General features: G+C 37.7%; 16 protein-coding genes and 1 pseudogene. All 17 read left to right on the forward strand.

The window, feature by feature from the left end; translation table 11 throughout:
* Positions 1-14: 14 nt before the first annotated feature.
* The 17 genes and pseudogenes from COD92_RS12505 to COD92_RS12590 all read left to right on the forward strand — a co-directional run bounded on the left by COD92_RS12505 (position 15) and on the right by COD92_RS12590 (position 20,781).
* Positions 15-671, forward strand: a complete 657-nt coding sequence (locus COD92_RS12505; protein ID WP_098531759.1) for an SGNH/GDSL hydrolase family protein — start codon at positions 15-17, stop codon at positions 669-671.
* A 22-nt stretch (positions 672-693) separates the two neighbouring features.
* Positions 694-1,677: an aldo/keto reductase gene (locus COD92_RS12510; protein WP_098531760.1), complete on the forward strand. Its 984-nt coding sequence runs from the start codon at positions 694-696 to the stop codon at positions 1,675-1,677.
* 456 nt (positions 1,678-2,133) lie between these two features.
* On the forward strand, positions 2,134-2,745 hold the full coding sequence (locus COD92_RS12515; RefSeq protein ID WP_098531843.1) for a polysaccharide deacetylase family protein: 612 nt from the start codon (positions 2,134-2,136) through the stop codon (positions 2,743-2,745).
* Between the two features lie 126 nt (positions 2,746-2,871).
* On the forward strand, positions 2,872-4,623 hold the full coding sequence (locus COD92_RS12520) for a sensor histidine kinase (RefSeq protein WP_098531761.1): 1,752 nt from the start codon (positions 2,872-2,874) through the stop codon (positions 4,621-4,623).
* Entirely contained in the window at positions 4,616-5,404 is a 789-nt protein-coding gene (locus COD92_RS12525) for a response regulator transcription factor (protein WP_098531762.1), read from the forward strand. Before COD92_RS12520 ends, COD92_RS12525 begins: the two co-directional genes overlap by 8 nt.
* Before the next feature lie 114 nt (positions 5,405-5,518).
* The gene (locus tag COD92_RS12530; protein ID WP_098531844.1) at positions 5,519-6,832 is read left to right on the forward strand and encodes an ABC transporter substrate-binding protein; all 1,314 of its coding nucleotides are present in this window, start codon (positions 5,519-5,521) and stop codon (positions 6,830-6,832) included.
* A gap of 207 nt (positions 6,833-7,039) precedes the next feature.
* Complete coding sequence (locus COD92_RS12535; RefSeq protein ID WP_098531763.1) at positions 7,040-8,440, forward strand: glycoside-pentoside-hexuronide (GPH):cation symporter; 1,401 nt, start codon at positions 7,040-7,042, stop codon at positions 8,438-8,440.
* Positions 8,441-8,470: 30 nt separating this feature from the next.
* Positions 8,471-8,716: a hypothetical protein gene (locus COD92_RS12540; protein WP_098531764.1), complete on the forward strand. Its 246-nt coding sequence runs from the start codon at positions 8,471-8,473 to the stop codon at positions 8,714-8,716.
* 213 nt (positions 8,717-8,929) lie between these two features.
* Positions 8,930-10,228 carry an extracellular solute-binding protein gene (locus COD92_RS12545; RefSeq protein ID WP_098531845.1) on the forward strand — a complete coding sequence of 433 codons (1,299 nt, stop codon included), beginning with the start codon at positions 8,930-8,932 and terminating at the stop codon, positions 10,226-10,228.
* 183 nt (positions 10,229-10,411) lie between these two features.
* Positions 10,412-11,287 (forward strand): carbohydrate ABC transporter permease, encoded by an 876-nt coding sequence (locus tag COD92_RS12550; RefSeq protein WP_098531765.1) that lies wholly within the window; start codon positions 10,412-10,414, stop codon positions 11,285-11,287.
* Positions 11,288-11,305: 18 nt separating this feature from the next.
* Positions 11,306-12,202 (forward strand): carbohydrate ABC transporter permease, encoded by an 897-nt coding sequence (locus tag COD92_RS12555; RefSeq protein WP_098531766.1) that lies wholly within the window; start codon positions 11,306-11,308, stop codon positions 12,200-12,202.
* A 285-nt stretch (positions 12,203-12,487) separates the two neighbouring features.
* Positions 12,488-13,630, forward strand: a pseudogene (locus tag COD92_RS12560) (glycerate kinase family protein).
* A gap of 98 nt (positions 13,631-13,728) precedes the next feature.
* Entirely contained in the window at positions 13,729-14,763 is a 1,035-nt protein-coding gene (locus COD92_RS12565; protein WP_098531767.1) for a CdaR family transcriptional regulator, read from the forward strand.
* Positions 14,764-14,971: 208 nt separating this feature from the next.
* On the forward strand, positions 14,972-16,354 hold the full coding sequence (locus tag COD92_RS12570; RefSeq protein ID WP_098531768.1) for a glycoside-pentoside-hexuronide (GPH):cation symporter: 1,383 nt from the start codon (positions 14,972-14,974) through the stop codon (positions 16,352-16,354).
* A 139-nt stretch (positions 16,355-16,493) separates the two neighbouring features.
* Positions 16,494-17,975: a glycoside hydrolase family 5 protein gene (locus COD92_RS12575; RefSeq protein WP_098531769.1), complete on the forward strand. Its 1,482-nt coding sequence runs from the start codon at positions 16,494-16,496 to the stop codon at positions 17,973-17,975.
* A 291-nt stretch (positions 17,976-18,266) separates the two neighbouring features.
* The gene (locus COD92_RS12585) at positions 18,267-19,106 is read left to right on the forward strand and encodes an aldo/keto reductase (protein ID WP_098531770.1); all 840 of its coding nucleotides are present in this window, start codon (positions 18,267-18,269) and stop codon (positions 19,104-19,106) included.
* Positions 19,107-19,557: 451 nt separating this feature from the next.
* Entirely contained in the window at positions 19,558-20,781 is a 1,224-nt protein-coding gene (locus tag COD92_RS12590; protein WP_098531771.1) for an endo-1,4-beta-xylanase, read from the forward strand.
* The last annotated feature ends 5 nt before the right edge of the window (positions 20,782-20,786 follow it).

Here is a 20,786-nt window from a genome sequence, read left to right on the forward strand (position 1 = left end):
TGGAGGGCAAATGAATGAAGCTTGTACCAGCTCAAAAACTACTATTTATTGGGGATTCCGTAACGGATTGTGAGAGAGCGAAACCTGAAGGAGAAGGGTTATTTGGTGCTCTAGGGAAAGGCTATGTGTCATACGTTGATGCACTGCTGCAGGCAGTTTATCCGGAGTTTGGCATCCGAGTTGTAAATAAGGGAATCAGCGGTAACACCGTTCGCGATTTAAAAAATAGATGGCAAGAAGATGTCATGAATCAAGAACCAGACTGGTTATCAATCATGATTGGCATCAATGATGTTTGGCGGCAGTATGATACGCCTTTCATTAAAGAATGGCACGTATATGCTGACGAATATGAGGAAACGCTGCGTAAGCTTGTTACAGAAACCAAGCCACTCACAAAGGGCCTTGTCCTTATGACTCCGTTTTATTTGGAAAGCAATGAACAGGACCTGATGCGGAAAACGATGGACAGATATGGACAAATCGTTCGGAAAATTGCCGAAGAGACTGGCTGTTTATTTGTAGATACCCAAGCCGCTTTTAATGAAGTATTAAAGGAGCTCTATCCTGCGATAATTGCTTGGGATCGTGTTCATCCATCCACTGCGGGGCATATGGTATTGGCCAGGGCATTCTTGAAGAAAATTGGGTTTGAGTGGGACTGTATTTAATTTATTTATTGGAGATGATGACATGAATTATCGGGAATTGGGAAATACAGGAATCAAAATCAGTGAAGTAAGCTTTGGAACTTGGGCGATCGGTGGTTCTTGGGGTAAGACAAGTGACGAGGAAGCCTTAAAATCTCTTGATTATGCCATTGGTCAAGGTGTTAATTTCTTTGATACAGCTGATGTGTATGGGGACGGTCATAGTGAAGAGCTATTGGCCAAAGCCACAAAGGGGCGCGAAGATCAAATCCATATTGCAACGAAGTTTTGCCGTAAAGGAGACATTTTTGACCCGCAAAATTACAGCTACGAAAAGGTAAGCGCCTATTGCGAGGACAGCCTCCGGCGTTTAAAGCGGGAAGCAATTGATCTGTATCAAATTCATTGCCCGGCAACAGAAATATTGCGAGATGGCAGTGTGTTTGAAGTACTTGACCGATTGAAGCAAGAAGGGAAGATCCGCCAATACGGAGTTAGTGTGGAAACAGTCGAAGAAGGCTTAATTTGTTTGGAAAACCCAAATGTAAAAAGCCTTCAGATTATTTTTAATATCTTCCGACAGAAGCCATTAGAGGATTTACTTCCTGAAGCCTATGAAAAGGGAGTGGGACTTCTTGTAAGATTACCGCTTGCAAGCGGATTGCTTACAGGGAAATTTACAAGTAACCATGTGTTTGAAGCGGATGATCACCGCCGTTTTAATGAAAATGGAGAGGCTTTTAACGTGGGAGAAACGTTTGCCGGACTGGGTTTCCAAAAGGGTGTGGAATTAGCTGACCAGCTTAAATGGATAGCAGAAGGCAGAAAATCTATGGCTAGCGCCGCCCTACGCTGGATTTTAGATCAAAAAGAGATTACGTGCATCATCCCTGGATTTAAAAACGTGAAACAAGTAGAGCAAAATCTGTCAGCATTGGATACCAAATCGTTTACAGAAGAAGAAAGACAGATGCTTCAAAGCTTTTACCTGGAAAAAGTAAAGAATTCTATTAGAGGGCCTTATTAATGGTTCGGCCTCTAGTGGGGTAATCAATAGACCTTATTGCCGACCGAGCAAGATGAAAAAAGAGTGCCAAGGGTAGTCAATAGGACTTATTGCCGACCGAGCAAGAGAAAAAAGAGTACCAAGGGTAGTCAATAGACCTTTTTGACGACTGAGCAAGAGAAAAAAGAGTACCAAGGGTAGTCAATAGACCTTATTGACGACTGAGCAAGAGAAAAAAGAAAGCCAAGGGTAGTCAATAGGACTTATTGACGACCGAGCAAGAGAAAAAAGAGTACCAAGGGTAGTCAATAGACCTTATTGACGACCGAGGAAGAGAAAAAAGAGTGCCAAGGGTAGTCAATAGACCTTATTGACGACCGAGCGAGAGAAAAAAGAATGCCAAGGGTAGTCAATAGATCAGTAAACCTCACAAATAATTACTTTCTATTAGGAGTGAACCAATTGACCGAGATAACTATGATTACCGAAGTTTCTATCACTCAAAAAGCAGTAGCCATTACCTTTGATGATGGACCGAACCCTATTTATACCCCGGAAGTGTTAGATATTTTTGAAAAGGCAGGGGGAAAAGCGACCTTTTTTATGATTGGCGAACAAATGAAAGATCAACCTGGGATTGTGAAGCTTGTGGCCGAACAAGGTCATGAAATCGGCAATCATACGTACTCTCATCCTAAATTATCTGCGTTAACTCCTGCAGAATGTTTAGCAGAAATTGAATCAAATGAGCAAATAATACGGGAATTGACAGGACAATCGCCAGTTGTCTTCCGCCCGCCTTATCTCGATTACAATCATGACACGATTTCGATCGTCGAGAGTAAGGGATATTCTATGATTGGTGCCCTTAATTTAGAAGCTCAAGACTGGGAGCAGCCCGGAGTAGAACATATACTATCAGCCTCAAGAAAGTGTGTGAAAAATGGAAGTATCTTAATTTTCCATGACGGTTATGGAGATCGTTCTCAAACCATACAAGCGGTGAAGAAGCTTGTCTTCGAGCTTAAATCTGAAGGTTATCAGCTTCTAACCGTAAGTGAGCTATTGAACTTAAAAGAAAAAAAATAGTGATAGTAAAAAAGGGCCAAAATTTACTAAATTTTTCTGGTCCTTTTTTTTGCTGTTTGCCCTTATTTTTATACTAAAATAAGTTATGATTATATTAATTAAAGACTTTTGATAGAAGGTGGCCAAATGCTTTCAAAATTGCAGAAATGGAATACAATGAGAAATCAAATTTTAGTCGTCTTTTTAATTGTCATGGCCATTGTTTTATTAATTGTTGGTAGTTTAACTTTTAATCAAGTTTCCAATATGCTGAAAAATAATGGAGAAAAGCAAATCCAGCAAACAGCCATTGAGGCAAATGGAAGATTGGAATCACTATATGAACAAGTGAATACGGCCTCAAAACTTGTCATGACAAATGATAAAATTCAAGGGATTTTATCAAAGGCATATTTAGGAAGAAAAGTAAGTTTTTCTGAACTTCAAGAAGCAAAGGGAACGGTTAATACCATTCAAGCAAATACGGAAGGGATTTTCTCGTTCGAGATTTTTACGAAAAATCAGAATCGCTTGTTACCAAATGATGACTCCAGTTTAGCTGCCCGGATTGGCAAGCGTTGGATTGCCCAAGCAGATGAAGCAAAGGGACGTTTGGTTTGGATAGGGGAAGATCCTCATAATTCAGATTATATTTTAGCCCTTAGACGAGTGAATCTCATGAGGAATGACTATGGTAAAGGAGGTTATCTCCTTGTTAGGATTTATCATAATTATTTTCAGTTTGCAAACCAAGACGATAATGATACCAATCAATATTCTATTTTACTAGACAAAGATTTAAAGCCCATTTTGTCAAACTATACTGGTTCGCCTGCCCCCATTATTAACAATGATGAGTCGATTATTTCCCTGGACCATAAGGATTATATGGTTACAAAACAATCTTCGAAAGATACCGGATGGACTCTTATTATTTTAACACCTGTTAAAGCGCTTACTAAAGGGATTAATGTCTTGAGAATGGGGATTATTATTTCAGGAGTCATAGGGTTTTTTATCTTTTTTATCAGTTCATTATTTCTATCAACCATAATTACAAGACCCATTATTAAACTGACAAAAACGATGCAAAAAGCAAGCGAAGGTTCTTTATCCTTGAATCCTTCTGTCCCAACAGTAAATGAAATCAACGAATTAAATAGTACCTATAACCAGCTTGTTAAAGAAACCAATCATCTTATAAAAATGGTTTACCAAAAAGAAATCATTCGCAGTCAAAGCGAACTAAAGGCACTACAGGCACAGATTAATCCACATTTTCTATTTAATACATTAGACGCTCTTAGATGGTCACTGGATGATAAAGAAGAAGAGGAACTTGCAGACCTAGTCATTGCGATGTCCAACTTATTTCGTTATACCATCACGAAACAATCTGATAGCGATTGGGTATCCATCAAAGAAGAAATTAACCATATTGAGGATTATCTGGACATTATGAAAATGCGTTTTGGAGACCAGTTAAACTGGAATTTGAATATTGCTTCAGAGTGGGATGATGTAAAAATACCCAAATTATTAATTCAGCCTTTGGTGGAGAATGCGGTCCTTCATGGGGCTGGGAATACAGTCAGGCCATGTACCATTACTGTATCAATTCAACCTTCAATCGATCAGCAGTCCCTCGAAATACTTGTACATGATGATGGCCCTGGAATGAGTCAGGAAAAGTTAGATGTTGTAAAACGCTCCATGACGGAAGGAGGCGGCCCTTCGATAAAAGGAAATGGGATGGCGATGTCCAATGTTTTTAAACGCCTTCTATTATACTATCATGCTCATTTAAAAAGGGGCTTGACGATTTCAAGTGAAGTAAATATTGGCACAACCATTTCTTTTGAAATACCCGTAAAGATGGAGGAGACCCGAGTTGTATAGACGAACGATTTTAATAGTTGATGATGAACCAAGAACCCGGCAAGGACTTAAGAAAACATTGGATACATGGTCAAAAGGGGAATACCAAATAATTACGGCCGCTAATGGGGAGGAAACAATCGAAATTATGCGTCAGCAAAAGATTGACATCCTATTAACAGACATTCGTATGCCGGAAATGACTGGTTTAGAGCTCCTAAAAATAATCAAAGAGAAAAATATGTCACCTGTGATTATCGTTATTTCTGCCTATTCGGAGTTCGAGTATGCTCATGAGGCACTTCGGCTGGGGGTTATTAACTATTTATTAAAACCAATTAGCAAAAAAAATCTAATGGAAGCAGTGGAGGATGCCGTGAAGGCTGTTGAGAAACAAGAGCGGGCAGGAATGATTGAAAAAGTGGTGGACACTAAACTCGTTGATGTGAACACCCAAAATCCTTCCAATCGGGTACCAATCCGTGAAGCGCTTGATTATATTAATCATCATCTAAAAAATGAACTTACCCAAAAGGAAGTTGCAGACCATGTTCATTTAAATCCAAGTTACTTAAGTGTTTTATTTAAAGATCATGTCAAGCTCACTTTCAGTGAATATGTTACCAGAAGAAGGATTCAACGCGCCAAGGAATTGTTAATGTCTACTAATCTTCCGATTGCCGATATTGCGGAGGAATCTGGGTACAAAACGGCTAAATATTTTATTAAGATTTTTAAGGAAATGGAAGGAGAAACACCTAGCGCCTATCGTAAAAACAATAATGAGAAGGCTTTCCAATAATTCGGGTTCTCTTTCCTAAGACCTATTTTCCAACTATCTGAATACTAACCTATCAATCTAAACAATCAAGATAATAATAGGTCATGGGAGGAATAACCATTGTTCAAAAAGAAAATGATTTCAGTATTGGTATCCTTGGTCATGCTTGCTGCGTTAACGATGGCGGGCTGTTCCGCTTCCGGTTCGTCTGGTGAAGGAAGTGTTCTAAGCACTAATAAGAAAGTGATTAATTTCATGCATATATGGCCGGAAGGCAGTTCTAATGCTCAGTATTCAATCGTGAAAAATATCATTACTGCTTATGAAAAACAACATCCTGATGTAAAAATTGAAACAGAAATTGTTAGCTCTGATCAATATAGGGATAAGCTTAAAGTTTTAGCTACTGCCAATGAATTACCAGACATTGGGATGACATGGTCAGATGGTTTTATTAAACCATACGTAATAGGTGACATGTTAGAGCCATTAGACGATATTGTTAATCGAGATCCAGATCTTAAAGATGCGTTTATTCATGGTGTAAAAGAATCGTATGCGGTTAATGGAAAGACTTATGGACTGCCCTTAGAAATGAACATTTCCTATGTTTTCTATAACAAAGAAATATTCAAGAAATATAATCTTGAAGTACCTAAAACATTTGAAGAATATAAACATGTCGTGAAAACATTAGTAGAAAATGGAGTGATCCCTGCAGCCGTAGGAGCTAAGGATGGATGGCCGGCATCCTTCTGGTTTATGTATCTAGCAGACCGTATTGGCGGACCAACCATTTTAACAGATATTGTTCATGGGAAAGCCAAGATGGATGACCCTGCCATTTTAAAAGCAGCACAAGAAGTTCAAAACTTAATTGATATGGGCGGTTTTATAAACGGGGCCAGTGCATTATCATATGAAGATGCAAAAGGTTATTTCATGAATGAAAAAGCAGCCATGTTCCTAACGGCAACTTGGGAATTACCGAACTATACAACCAACCATGATGTAAAACAAGAGCTTAAAGAACGAATCGGCTATTTTAAATTCCCGCTGTACGAAGGCGGTAAAGGGACAGATCACAACAGCTTTGTCGGTGGTCCTGGTGTAGGTTTATTCGTAGCGAAAGATTCTAAGGTTAAGAAAGAAGCGAAAGATTTTGTTGGATTCTTCGTAAAAGAATGGGGCAAAAAATCAGTTACAGATGCAGGTGTCATTCCAGCAACAAAAGTGGACACATCAAACTTGAAACTTTCTCCGATTAACATGGATATATTAAAGGATTTGAGTGAAACTTCCAACGTAACAACTTATTTTGATACTCAAACCAGCCCAGCTGTCTCTGAATTACACCATGAATTAATTACAGCTCTATTTGGAAAACAAGTTACACCAAAAGAGTTTGTTAAACAACAAGCAGAAATTCTTGCTAAAGAACAAGAGTAGATTAGTATAGTCATTCCTTAAGTATAGAGGGCATACAGGTTATGCCCTCTATAAATTTTAGAAGAGAGCCTTATTTTATTCTAATAAAAAAGAAATTTTTTTCTTAATTATTGTTTTATGGAAAATATTTTGATAATATTATGATAACTTAGTTCGACCGACGGACAAACTAAGTTATTAAATACTAAGTTTTAAGGAATGGTGAAAATGAGCCTAGCAAAAGAAGAAGTTTTTAAGAGTAATATACAAACAGAGAAAATTCACTTCAAAGAGAAAGTTGGCTATGCATCTGGTGACCTAGCCTGTAACTTAATTTATCAAACGGTTTCAACCTATCTTCTCTTCTTTTACACGGATGTGTTCGGTATTTCTGCTGCAGCTGCTGGAACCATGTTTTTAATTGTTCGTGGTATTGATGCTTTAAGTGATCCATTTATTGGAACCATTGTAGATAAAACCAATACAAAGTATGGTAAATTTAGACCATTTCTTTTATTTGGTGCGATACCCTTTGCTTTATTAGCTATTCTTTGTTTTACCACACCGCAATTTGGAGGCTGGGGTAAACTTGTATATGCGTATATTACGTATATTGGTTTATCGATCACCTATACTTGTATTAATGTACCATATAGTGCACTTACTTCAGCAATCACAAGGGATAGTAAAGAAGTAGTTGATTTAACTTCAACCCGTATGTTTTTTGCTAATTTAGGTGGTTTGATCGTTTCTTTTGGTGTTCCGTTGTTAGCGAGTTTTATTGGAGATTCGACTAGTACAAAAACAGGCTGGCAAATGACAATGACTATTATGGGGATTGCCGGCGCCCTTTTATTACTATACTGCTTTAGGAATACAAATGAACGAGTAAAAATAAAAGAAGTCCATGGAAAAATTAAATTTGCTGACATTTTTGAGCAATTTAGAGTGAATCGCCCGCTTGTCGTTCTATGTGTCTTTTTTATTCTTATTTTCGGAATTAACTCCATTAGTAATTCTGTCGGTATCTATTACGTAACTTATAATGTCGGACGACCTGATTTAGTTAGCTGGTATGGAATGTTAGGAAGCTTGCCAGCCCTACTCCTTATGCCATTCCTGCCTGTTCTGAATAAGAAATTAGGGAAGAAGAACTTAATGAGAGTCTCATTATCTTTAACCATTGTTGGAACTCTTGCTTTACTGGTTATTCCAACAACAGCGATTCCACTTATCTTAGCGGCACGCTTAATAGCTGCGGCAGGCAGCTTAATTGCCGGAGGCTTTATGTGGGCGCTAATTCCGGAGACTATTGAATATGGCGATTACAAAACAGGCAAGCGTTTAGGTGGATTAATTAATGCTATGATTGGTTTCTTCTTTAAATTTGGAATGGCGTTAGGCGGAATTGTACCTGGTTTGGTTCTTCAGCAATTTGGTTATGTTGCCGACCAAGCACAGACGCCACATGCTTTAACAGGAATTTTAATTACAACGGCAGTCATTCCGGCTGTATTATTAGCAGTAGCCTTAATGGTTATCAACCTTTATGAACTTGACGAAAAGAAGTATGCCGAAGTTGTCAAAGCCTTAGAAATGAGAGATAGGATAGGCAGTTTTAAGCGTTAAATTTACTATAAATAAGCGGGGGGTGCCGAAATGGATCCACAGGGTAAAAAAATGAAGATTGATGCTGAAAAGTTTGCCTACGCAGTTATTTCTTCACAGAATGTTGAAAGCGATTTACCTGAGGAAATAGCCAAAAATAAATTAACGATTTTTTTAACTTCTTATTGGCTAGCAGAGAGGTTTAATCAATTAGAAGCTCAATCTTTTGAAAATATGGAAAGAAAAGATTACGAAGACCTGCTGTTGAAACTTTCGAGATTTAGATCGTTTAGATAGATTTATAGGCGCTCTCAGCTATTTTTAGCTGGGAGTTTTTTATTGTTAAAAACAATAATGAAAAGGCTTTCTAAAAATAGTGGTATTTTTCCTAATCGTTGTGACCTATTTTCAAAACTATCAGAATGTTAAGCTATAAATGTAAACAACACACACAATAAAAGGTCATAGGGGGAATAACAATTGTTTAAAAAGAAAACGATTTCAGTCTTGATGTCCTTAGTAATGCTAGCTGCCTTGGCACTTGCCGGCTGTTCTTCATCAAGTTCGTCCAGTGAAGAAAGCGCTTCAAGCGGCGGCAAGAAAGTCATTAAATTTATGCATTTATGGCCAGAAGGCAGTTCAAATGCCCAGTTCTCTATCGTTAAAAATATTATTAGCGATTATGAAAAACAGCATAAAGATGTAAAAATTGAAACAGAAATTTTAAGCCCTGATCAATACAGAGACAAGCTTAAAGTATTAGCTTCATCTAATGAATTACCTGATATTGGTATGACATGGTCAGATGGATTTATTAAGCCTTACGTAGAAGGTGACATGTTAGAGCCATTAGACGATGTCGTAAATAACGATCCAGATCTTAAAGACGCTTTTATCCCTGGTGTAAAAGAATCCTATGCGGTTGATGGAAAAACTTATGGTCTCCCATTAGAATTAAACATCTCCTATGTATTCTATAACAAAGAGATTTTTAAGAAATATAACCTTGAAGTTCCTAAAACATTTGAAGAATATAAAAATGTTGTGAAAACATTAGCGAAAAACGGGGTTACCCCTGCGACTGTAGGCGCTAAAGATGGCTGGCCAGCATCCTTCTGGTTTATGTATCTAGCAGATCGTATCGGTGGACCTACGATTTTAACAGATGTTATTCATGGAAAAGCAAAAATGACTGACCCTGCTATTGTAAAAGCAGGTCAAGAAGTTCAAAACTTAGTCGATATGGGCGGCTTTGAAAAAGGTGCCAGCGCTTTATCAAATGAAGATGCAAAAGGTTACTTTATGAATGAAAAAGCAGCGATGTTCTTAACCGCTACTTGGGAATTGCCAAACTATACTACAAGCCCTGATGTTAAACAAGATTTTAAAGATAAGATTGGCTACTTTAAATTCCCAACTTATGAAGGCGGTAAAGGTACAGACATTAACAGTTATGTTGGCGGCCCTGGCGTTGGTTTATTCGTAGCGAAGGATTCTAAAGTAAAGAAAGAAGCAAAAGATTTTGTTGGATTCTTAGTTAAAGAATGGGGTAAAAAATCAGTTACTGATGCGGGTGTTATTCCGGCAACGAAAGTAGACACATCTAGTTTGAAACTTTCTCCAATGTACATTGATATCTTGAAGGATTTGAGTGAAGCATCAAACGTTACTACTTATTTTGATACTCAATCCAGCCCAGCTGTATCTGAATTACACCATGATTTAATGACAGCTCTATTTGGAAAACAAATTACGCCGAAAGACTTTGCTAAACAACAGGCAGATGCTCTTGCTAAAGAACAAAAGTAATTAAGCGTAATTTATTCTCTTAAAGATAGAGGGCATACAAAATATGCCCTCTATCTAATTTAGACTATCTAGCTTCAGCGCTTAGGGGCGACAGGCTTAATTCAATCCTTCAAGAAGGCTCGACTTAAGCCTGTCGCTCCCGACCAAGGCGCTTACGTTTTTAATTAGAAGGGAGTATAGAAAATGAAAAACGTAATGTCAAACAAGTTAGCCATAAGCCTCTACGTACTTCCTGCCTTACTACTTATTCTTATTTTGATTTATATCCCAATCGTTCAAACAGGTTATTATGGTTTAATGGACTGGAACGGCATCGGGAAGATGAAGTTTATAGGTTTAGAGAACTACAAAAATCTAATCCATGACAAAATGTTTTGGCAAAGTACATGGCATTCCTTATTACTCGGTATTTTCTCCGCGATTAGCTTGATTGGTTACTTAATTTTATCATTAATCTTGGCAAGTAAGATAAAAGGTGCCAACTTTTTAAGAAAGATCTATCTCATCCCAATGTTATTATCGTCTGTTGCGATCGCACAGTTATGGGCGAAAATTTTTGATCCATCTAACGGAATGATCAACAGATTATTAATGACGTTTGGTGTGGAAAATCCGCCGCTTTGGTTAGCGGATTCGAACATCGTTTTATATGCCCTGTTTATTCCAATTGTTTGGCAATACGCTGGTTTTTATATCATCATTTTTTATGCAGCTTTAAAAAATGTTCCGGAAGAACTGATTGAAGCGGCGAAAATTGATGGTGCCACTGCTATTCAAATTGCTTATAAAATTAAAGTTCCTTTAATCGCAGGGGTCATCAAAGTAATGGTCATTTTAGCCATTGTTGGTTCATTAAAGTATTTTGATTTAATTTTCGTCTTGACTGGCGGCGGTCCTAACCATGCGAGTGAGGTTATGGCATCCTATATGTATACAGAGGCATTTACCAAATATAACTTCGGTTATGGAAGTGCCATCGGCTTTGGTTTACTTGTGATCTGTATGCTAATGACCTGGTTAATTCAAAAACTACTATCTACTAAAGATGTAGATTATTAAAAAAGGGGAGTGAATAAGATGAGCAAAGTTGCATATGAAACACAAACACATTCGACCCTATCTGCTTCATATAAAACTAGTAATACGATTGGGCAAAAAATTGGTTACGGAATTCTCTATTTAATTCTAGGAATTATCGCTATCATCCAGATTTACCCATTGATATGGTTATTCCTTTTTTCCTTAAAAACCAATCAAGAGGTCTTTGGTATGTCCCCATTCTCATTGCCTCAACATCCACAATGGGGTAACTATCTAAAGGCTTGGACTGCTGGACATATTGATGCTTACTTTTTTAATAGTGTGATTTACACCGTTGTAGCTGTTGTACTAACTGTTATTCTAGCTAGTTTTGTGACATTCGCGATTACAAGAATGCAATGGAAGCTTAGTGGGTTGGTTATGGGGCTGTTTATGGCGGGATATATGATTCCCCTTCACTCCACACTAATCCCATTATTTAATACTTTTAAATCAGTCCATTTAATTGATAATCCTGTTTCTGTTATATTATCTTATGTAGCGTTTAATTTACCGATTACCATTATGATTCTAAGCGGATTTTATAAATCTCTCCCACGGGAAGTTGAAGAAGCAGCGGTAATCGATGGCTGTTCCATTCATCGTATCTTTTTCCAAATTACTCTCCCAATGACAGTTCCTGTACTCTCAACAACGGTGATCATTAACATGATTTACAACTGGAACGAATTCGTGTTCGTTAATACGTTCTTAAGTTCTGATAAATGGAAGACTATCACGGTTGGAGTTAATAACTTTGTAGGACAATATTTAACAGATTGGGGTGCGATTGGTGCCACCTTGATGATTAGTATAATTCCAGTCCTGATTGCTTTCTTTGTTCTTAGTGATCGAATTGTGGAAGGCATTGCGGCTGGATCTGTTAAAGGATAATAATAAGTTATCAAAAGGAAGCTGATTCAAAAACCAAGGATCAGCCCTTTTTTTATCAGAAAAAGATGTGTAGAAACTATATTTAGACTTGGAAAATTAAAGTCACAAAGCCTGCCCTTTATCCCTTAATCTGCCGGCCTTGAATCAATGTTTTTGTGCAAATGCACAAATATATTTGTTGCATCGACTATACCAAAATAACAGTTAATAGATTAATATTATTATTAGAAAGCGCTTTACTGGTTTTGTTAAACGTCTATTATAAAAAGGAAAGGGGGCGGAATCATGGACAAAGACTTTGTCATCTTATTAGCACCAGATTCATTTAAAGAAAGTATGACAGCAAAAGAAGCATGTGAAGCAATGGAAAGAGGAATCAAGAAAGTAAATCATCAGATTACGTGCATTCAAGTTCCAATGGCGGATGGTGGAGAAGGCACCATGCAATCTCTGGCTGATGCTACTTGCGGTGAAATTTATATGAAAAAAGTTATGGGTCCTTTAGGAAATGAAGTGGAAGCCCCCTATGGGATTTTAGGAGATGGTAAAACTGGAATCATTGAAATGGCTAGTGCAAGTGGACTTCATTTAGTACGAAAAGAAGAAAGAAATCCGCTTGTTACCACCACCTACGGTACAGGTCAATTAATAAAAGCCTGTTTAGATCAGGGGATAAAAAAGCTATTAATTGGTATCGGCGGAAGCGCTACAAATGATGCGGAGCTGGAGTATTACAGGCTTTAGGCGGAAAACTGCTCGATGTGAATGGAGAAGAGCTGGGTTTTGGCGGAGGGGAGTTAGGCCGCTTGGCAAGAATCGATCTGACCCATTTTGATTCGCGGATAAAGGATATTAGCCTTGAAGTAGCCTGTGATGTTAATAACCCACTTTGTGGAGAACAAGGAGCATCCTTTGTATTTGGACCACAAAAAGGTGCGACACCAGAAGTGGTTGAACTATTAGACAAAAATTTAATGAATTACGCAAATATTAGTAAAGCACAATTTAATATTGACCTCCTTGATGTACCTGGAGCTGGCGCAGCAGGCGGATTGGGTGCTGGACTCATGGTGTTCTTAAATGGAACTTTAAAAAAAGGCATTGATATGGTTATCGAATATGCGTCACTGGAAGAGAAAGTTAAGGATGCAGATATGGTCTGGACTGGTGAAGGCAGTATAGATTTCCAAACCCAATTTGGAAAAACTCCTTTTGGGGTGGCTTCACATGCTAAGAAATATATATAAGCCAGTGGTGGCATTCGCAGGAAAAGTCGGTGAAAATATCGATTCCTTGTATGAGAAGATTGATTCTATTTTCAGCATTATGCAAGGAGTTAGTTCACTAGAGGAAGCATTAGCAAATGGTCAGCTAAACCTGAAAAGAACCTCTGAAAATGCGATAAGGTTAATGAATTTGGTGAGGTAAATGTGATTGAACTAGGACATAAAATGAGTTCTGCCCTATTTATTAAACAGTAGTGTGTTTAAATTAATAGTGAATGGCTGGTAAGAAAAGGTGATCTCATGAAATTATCGAAGCCAATAGCTGAAAAAGTCACAAAGGAAATGATGAAAATCATACCCTACAATATTAATCTGATGGATGAAAAAGGGATGATTATTGGGAGTGGAGATAAGCAACGGATAGGATCATTACATAAGGGGGCATCAAAGGTTATTGCCCAAAAAAGCATCAATGAGATTTATACCGAAGGCGACGGGATGAAGCCTGGCGTCAATGAACCTATTGTTATTAACGGTGAGATTATTGGTGTAATTGGGATAACGGGGCATCCAGAGATAGTGAGGCCATTTAGTAAGCTTGTTGGGGCAACTGCCAAACTTCTAATTGAACAGGAAAGCATAAATAAGAAAGCACAGAATGACAGAATCATGCGTGAGACATTTTATCATGAATTATCCTATCGAAAAACAAGCTATGATGATGAATTTTTACAACAAGGAAAAATGTATGGTATTGACCTAACAAGAAAATGTCAAGCCATTTTAATTAAAGGGAATTTACATTCAAAAGACATGAAGGCGTTTTTTGCTGGGTTTAGGCATTTTTTCACCATTGACAATAGCAAGAGGGTCCTGTTTATCACAGAACCTAGCAGCTTTAAGGAAGTAGTAACCGATTTATTAGTAAATAAGGAAATAGAAAAAGTAGCGATAGGTAAAAAGGAGGAATTTGCCTCCATTTCACTGGAACAGGCTGCCAATGCATTGTCAGTTGGCGTAAAAATAAAACCCTCAGAAACGGTCTATTTTTATAATGATTTAAAGTTATTTATACATCTGGCTTCCGATCACAGAGAACATCATAGTTCCAGCATATCGGTCTTAGAAAGTTTAGGAAACGATCAGGAGCTGTTCCATACATTGCAAATATACTTGGAGGAAAATGGTGATATAAACAATACAGCTAATAAACTGAAAATTCACCGAAATACATTGAATTATAGGTTGGAAAAAGTAGGGAATTTAACAAAGAAGAATCCCAAAGTCATTCTAGAATTATTTGAATTAATCTGTTCGATTATTTGGTCTAAGTGAATAAGTGAAGGATTGGGTAACTCTAGCTATTCTAATGGATAAACTGCCGATAAGATTTTTATCTTAAAGAGGAGAGAAGGGAGGAGATGGATTCTTTATCGTCACTTTGTTTGTGTGGCAAACAAACAAAGAAAACTGGCTTTGGCGAAGACCAGGGTTCCCGCTTCATTTTATCTATATATGATTGATTATAAAAAGGAGGATTAGGATGAATACAAGTCTTGCTGAAAAAATAACAGTAATACCAACAGGAAAAATTAACATGAAGGAAAAAATCGGATATGCCACTGGGGATTTAGCTTGTAACTTCATTTATCAAACAGTAAGTAGTTATCTATTATTCTTTTATACTGATGTATTTGGAATTTCGGCCGCAGCTGCCGGGTTTATGTTTCTGATTGTTCGAATGATTGATGCAGTAGCTGATCCACTTATTGGAACATTTGTGGATAAAACGAATACGAAATACGGAAGATTTCGTCCATACCTTTTATATGGTGCCTTTCCGTTTGCAGGGGTAGCGATTCTTTGTTTTACCACTCCTGCGTTTTCTGATCCTATGAAACTAGTGTATGCCTATATTACTTATATTCTGTTATCGATCACATATTCAGTAGTTAACATTCCTTATGCCGCGCTTACTTCAGCCATTACTCAAGATAACAAAGAGGTTGTCAGTTTAACCTCCGTCAGAATGTTATTCTCAAATACTGGTGGCTTAATTGTTTCTTTTGGAGTACCGCTTTTAGCCGGACTTTTTACAAATGCAACTGGAAAAACAAGTACTGGATGGCAAATTACCATGTCAATCATGGGAGTTTTAGGCGCCCTTCTACTAATTTACAGCTTCATGAATACAAAAGAACGAGTACAAATTAATCACTCCAAAGAAGCAAAAGTTAATTTTAAAGATATCTTTCTTCAATTAAAGGCCAATCGTCCGCTAGTCATCGTATGCTTTTTCTTTATTCTTAATTTCGGTGTTAACTCCATCGTCAACTCTGTTGGAATTTATTATGTCACTTATAACGTTGCAAGACCTGATTTAGTCAAGTGGTATGGTTTAATGGGAACGCTTCCTGCACTCATCCTTATGCCATTAATGCCAATGATGTATAAATGGATGGGTAAGAAAAAATTACTATTTACTGCTTTAACCTTGAAGGCAATCGGCTTAATCGCTTTATTCGTTATTCCTGCATCCATGGTTCCGCTTGTATTTGCAGGGCGTTTAGTTGCCGCATTAGGTACCATCACGGCAGGTGCTTTTACATGGGCATTAATTCCTGAAACTATTGATTATGGTGAATACAAGACTGGCAAACGTGCAAGCGGTGTCATTTATGCGCTAGTCGGATTCTTCTTCAAGTTTGGTATGGCCATCGGAGGAATTGTCCCAGGTTTGATTTTGGCCAACTTCGGTTATGTTGCCAATCATGCCCAAACGCCAACAGCATTAAATGGTATTTTGGTTACAATGACAGCCATTCCAGCCGTATTTGTTCTTATCGAGCTTGTGGCCATATATTTCTACAACTTGGATGAAAAAGAACATAAAAGAGTGCTAGCTGAATTAAAAGCGAGAGGATAAGAAAATCGCAAAAAAATATAATACAGTATTAATTGGCTTAATCCTGACCAGATACTAGCGGAGCAGCTAAACCTGCAGATTTTGACTATTTTACTTATCAAGAAATATAGTACTTTTCATTGAAAGGAAGGAAATAAAGATGGAATTGCTTCAAGTAAACAATAATAGAATTACTGATTCAACAGGAAGGCCCATTCAACTTCGAGGAACTTGTATTGGTGGCTGGATGAATATGGAGGACTTTATTAATGGCTATACAGGAACGGAACATGCCCTCCGTCATACTGTTTCCGAAGTCATTGGAAAGGAAAAAGCTGAATTTTTATTCGACCGGCTGCTGCACTATTTCTTTGGTGAAGACGATATTGAGTTTATTAAGAGCTGGGGAGCAACCACCATTCGCATTCCTTTAAATTATCGTCATTTTGAAGATGATGAAGCACCTTTTACTTACAAGGAATCGGGATTTAACCGCCTGGACAAGATCATTGATCTCTGTGAAAAGCACGGACTTTACGTTATTCTTGATCTTCACGCAGTACAGGGGTACCAAAACACTCACTGGCATTCAGATAATGATGTGCGTCATAGCTTTTTCTGGCATGACAAAACGTATCAAGACAGATTTATTGCTCTGTGGGAAGAGTTTGCACGCCGTTACAAAGGGAGAGCTGTAATTGCAGGGTATAACGTCATGAATGAACCTTGTGTGAATACCCCGCACGGCGATTTTCCACATACATTCTTTGGGAATTATAAACCGGATTGGGAAAGGATGAATCGGGTCTACAGACGGGTAGTGGAAGCAATTCGAAATATCGATTCTGACCATATCATTTTCCTTGAAGGGGATAACTATTCGAAGCTGTTTGATGGTTTAGATGCTCCTTTTGCTAAAAATCTGGTATACAGCAGTCATAACTATACGGCGGCTGGATTTGGTCCAGGACAGTATCCGGGAGTGGCCGATGCAAAAACGGCTCGCGTAGAGAGTGGCAAGTATTGGGATAAATCCGTCCAAGAGGAAGTATTTTATAACCATGAAGGCACTAAGTTTGCACAGAAATATGATGTCCCTCTTTGGGTGGGTGAGTTTGGCTCCGTCTATAATGGACCAGAACAGGAGATCCCAGATCGTTTAAATGCCATGGATGATCAACTTCGTATCTTTGAAGAATTTGGCGCGCATTGGACGACTTGGACTTATAAAGATGTTGGAGTAATGGGGTTAGTGACGCTTGATCCGGAATCAGAGTATATGCAGAAGGTTTCTTCCATTTTTAAAATGAAACTTGCATTAAATACGGACGATTGGATGATTTGGCTACCTGGGTTTGAGGCAAGAAAATCAGTTGAGGAGTTAGCCAGCCATTTGGAAGAGGTGGTTAATCCAGACATGTCTCACAGCTTTAATCTTTCCAGCCTTTCACAAGCCATTTTGACCATTTATGCTGGTGCATTGATCCATCCAGAGTATGCGAAGATTTTTAAAAATTTATCCGAAGAAGAAATTGACCTTATCATGCAGTCGTTTGCCTTTAAGAACTGTAAGATTAACGAAGGCTTGCTAAATATATTGAAAAAACATACAAACGAAAAAATTCAATTGAGAAATGGCTGATTTTTTGAAAAACACCTAAGTATAAGGCTGATTTCATAAGGGGTGATCTTACTGACAGCCTTGGTTCAGTTGCCCTTAATATTGGGGCAGATGAAACTAGAATGGATATTGAGAGCAAACAACTTATGAAATATGCTTTCCAACGGTAAAAGATTTCTGTAAAGACTTAACAGGTTACGAATCATTATTAAACAATGAAAAGGGATTGGAAGCCTATTCATAAGTGGAGAAACTATGTAAAGCTTTAATTCTTATCTAGAATTTTTTTAAAATGAAAGAGGAGAGATATCAATGGTATCTAGTTTAACAAGTACAACCAGATTAAATAATGGAGTTGAAATGCCATGGTTAGGCCTAGGTGTTTTTCAGGTAAAAGACGGAGAGGAAGTTATTAGTTCAGTAAAAACAGCACTTGAAGTTGGTTATCGAAGTATTGATACTGCAGCCATTTATAAAAATGAAGAAGGTGTAGGGCAAGCCATTGTAGAATCAAACATACCCCGCGAGGAACTATTTATTACAACTAAGCTTTGGAACGCTGATCAGGGATATGAGACTGCATTAGCAGCTTTTGAAAAAAGTTTAGAAAAATTAGGTTTAGAGTATTTAGACCTTTATTTGATTCACTGGCCTTTGCCTTCTCAAGGGAAATATGTAGAAACATGGAGAGCGCTAGAGAAGCTTTATAAGGATGGACGTGTTCGTGCCATTGGGGTAAGTAATTTTAAAGTTCATCATCTTGAGGATATTATTGCCAATTGTGAAATTAAACCGATGGTGAACCAAGTAGAATACCATCCACGATTTAATCAACGGGAATTACATGATTTTTGCAAAAAGAACGGGATCCAGCTTGAAGCATGGTCTCCATTAATGCAGGGTGGTCTTCTTGATGATCCTACGCTAGTTGAGATTGCAAAGAAATATAAAAAATCAACCGCACAAATCATTATCCGTTGGGATATCCAAACAGGAGTAGTGACGATTCCAAAGTCGGTAAAGCCTCACCGTATTGCTGAAAATGCAGATATCTTTGATTTTGAACTTTCACAAGAGGATTTGGAAAAAATAAATGCTCTTAATCAGGATAAACGAATGTTTGCAGATCCTGATGATTTTAATAGAATGTAAGCTTTTCATCTCTCTGCTAGCCACTATAAAGATCGAAATATTAATAGAATATATTCAAGAATAAATAAGAAGTTAAGGAGAGAGTTGGTAAAAATTCGCCGGCTCTCTTTTTTTAATACTTTCTTTCATGGATATTTGTTTTTGTAAAAGGATTGGAAAATGAGTGACTATTATTATTTTAAGGTTTGCGGTTAATTCCTATACTTATTTAAATAAAATGTATAGTTTGTTGGGTTCGTAAACAAAGTTATATAAATTATAATTTTTTCTGTAAAGAAATTTTCAACATAAATGAATGGAAGCCCTTACTTATTTAGTCATTTAAAAAGGAGGTTGAGTTAGAGGATAAGGTTTATTATTTGAAGTGGATATTTTTCACAAACTCTTCGTAAGAATAAATTTCGGCTTATATACACCTAAAAAAATATCTATTTAAGAGGGGATTAAAAACATGCTAAAAGTCTTACGTAAACCAGTAATTTCAGGATTAGCTTTAGCATTATTGTTACCTGTAGGAATTACTAGTGTAACCGCATCTAATGTAGAGTCTTATGCCAAAAAGCCAACTATAAGTGCATTAGAGGCACCACAACTAGACCAAAGATATAAGGATTCTTTCACAATTGGTGCAGCTGTAGAGCCTTCCCAATTACAAGGCAAGGACGCGGAAATGTTAAAGCGCCATTTTAATAGCATCGTTGCAGAAAATGTCATGAAGCCTGCAAGTTTGCAGCCAGTAGAAGGTCAATTCAACTGGGGACCTGCTGATCAAATCATTCAATTTGCGAAACAGAATGGTATGGACGTCCGTGGTCATAATCTTGTCTGGCACCAGCAGGTACCTAATTGGTTCTTCATTAATAAACAAGGTGAATGGATGCCAAATGAGAAAGATCCAGTAAAACGCGAGGCAAACAAACAGTTGTTATTACAGCGCTTACATGATCATATTAAAGCAGTTGTATCACGATATAAGGATGATGTGAAATCTTGGGATGTTGTGAATGAAGTCATCTCCGATGGAGGTGGTTTACGTACTGACTCTAATTGGTATAAAGTAACCGGCGAAGACTATATTAAAGTGGCATTTGAAACGGCCAGAGAATATGCTGCACCAGATGCTAAGCTTTATATCAATGATTACAATACAGAAGTAGAACCAAAAAGATCTAGTCTTTATGAGCTAGTTAAAAGGTTGAAAGAGCAGGGTGTTCCAATTGATGGTGTTGGCCATCAGTCTCACATCCAAATCGGCTGGCCTTCCGAAGCAGATATTGAAAAGACGATTAACATGTTTGCGGATCTAGGGTTAGATAACCAGATTACCGAGCTTGATGTCAGCATGTATGGCTGGCCGGTAAGGGCGTATCCAACTTATGCAGCCATTCCAGAACAAAAATTCCTGGACCAAGCAGATCGTTATGATCGTTTGTTCAAGTTATATGAGAAATTGGGCGATAAGATTAGCAACGTAACATTCTGGGGCGTTACTGATAACCATACTTGGCTCAATGACCGTGCTGATGTTTACTATGATCAAGATGGAAACGTTGTAACAGATAAAGATGCACCATTTGCATCTATAGTGAAAAAGTCAGGAAAAGATGCACCATTTGTATTTGATCCAGAATATAATGTAAAACCAGCCTATTGGGCAATTATCGACCATAAATAATAAAA

The organism is Bacillus sp. AFS037270 (genome assembly GCF_002585305.1).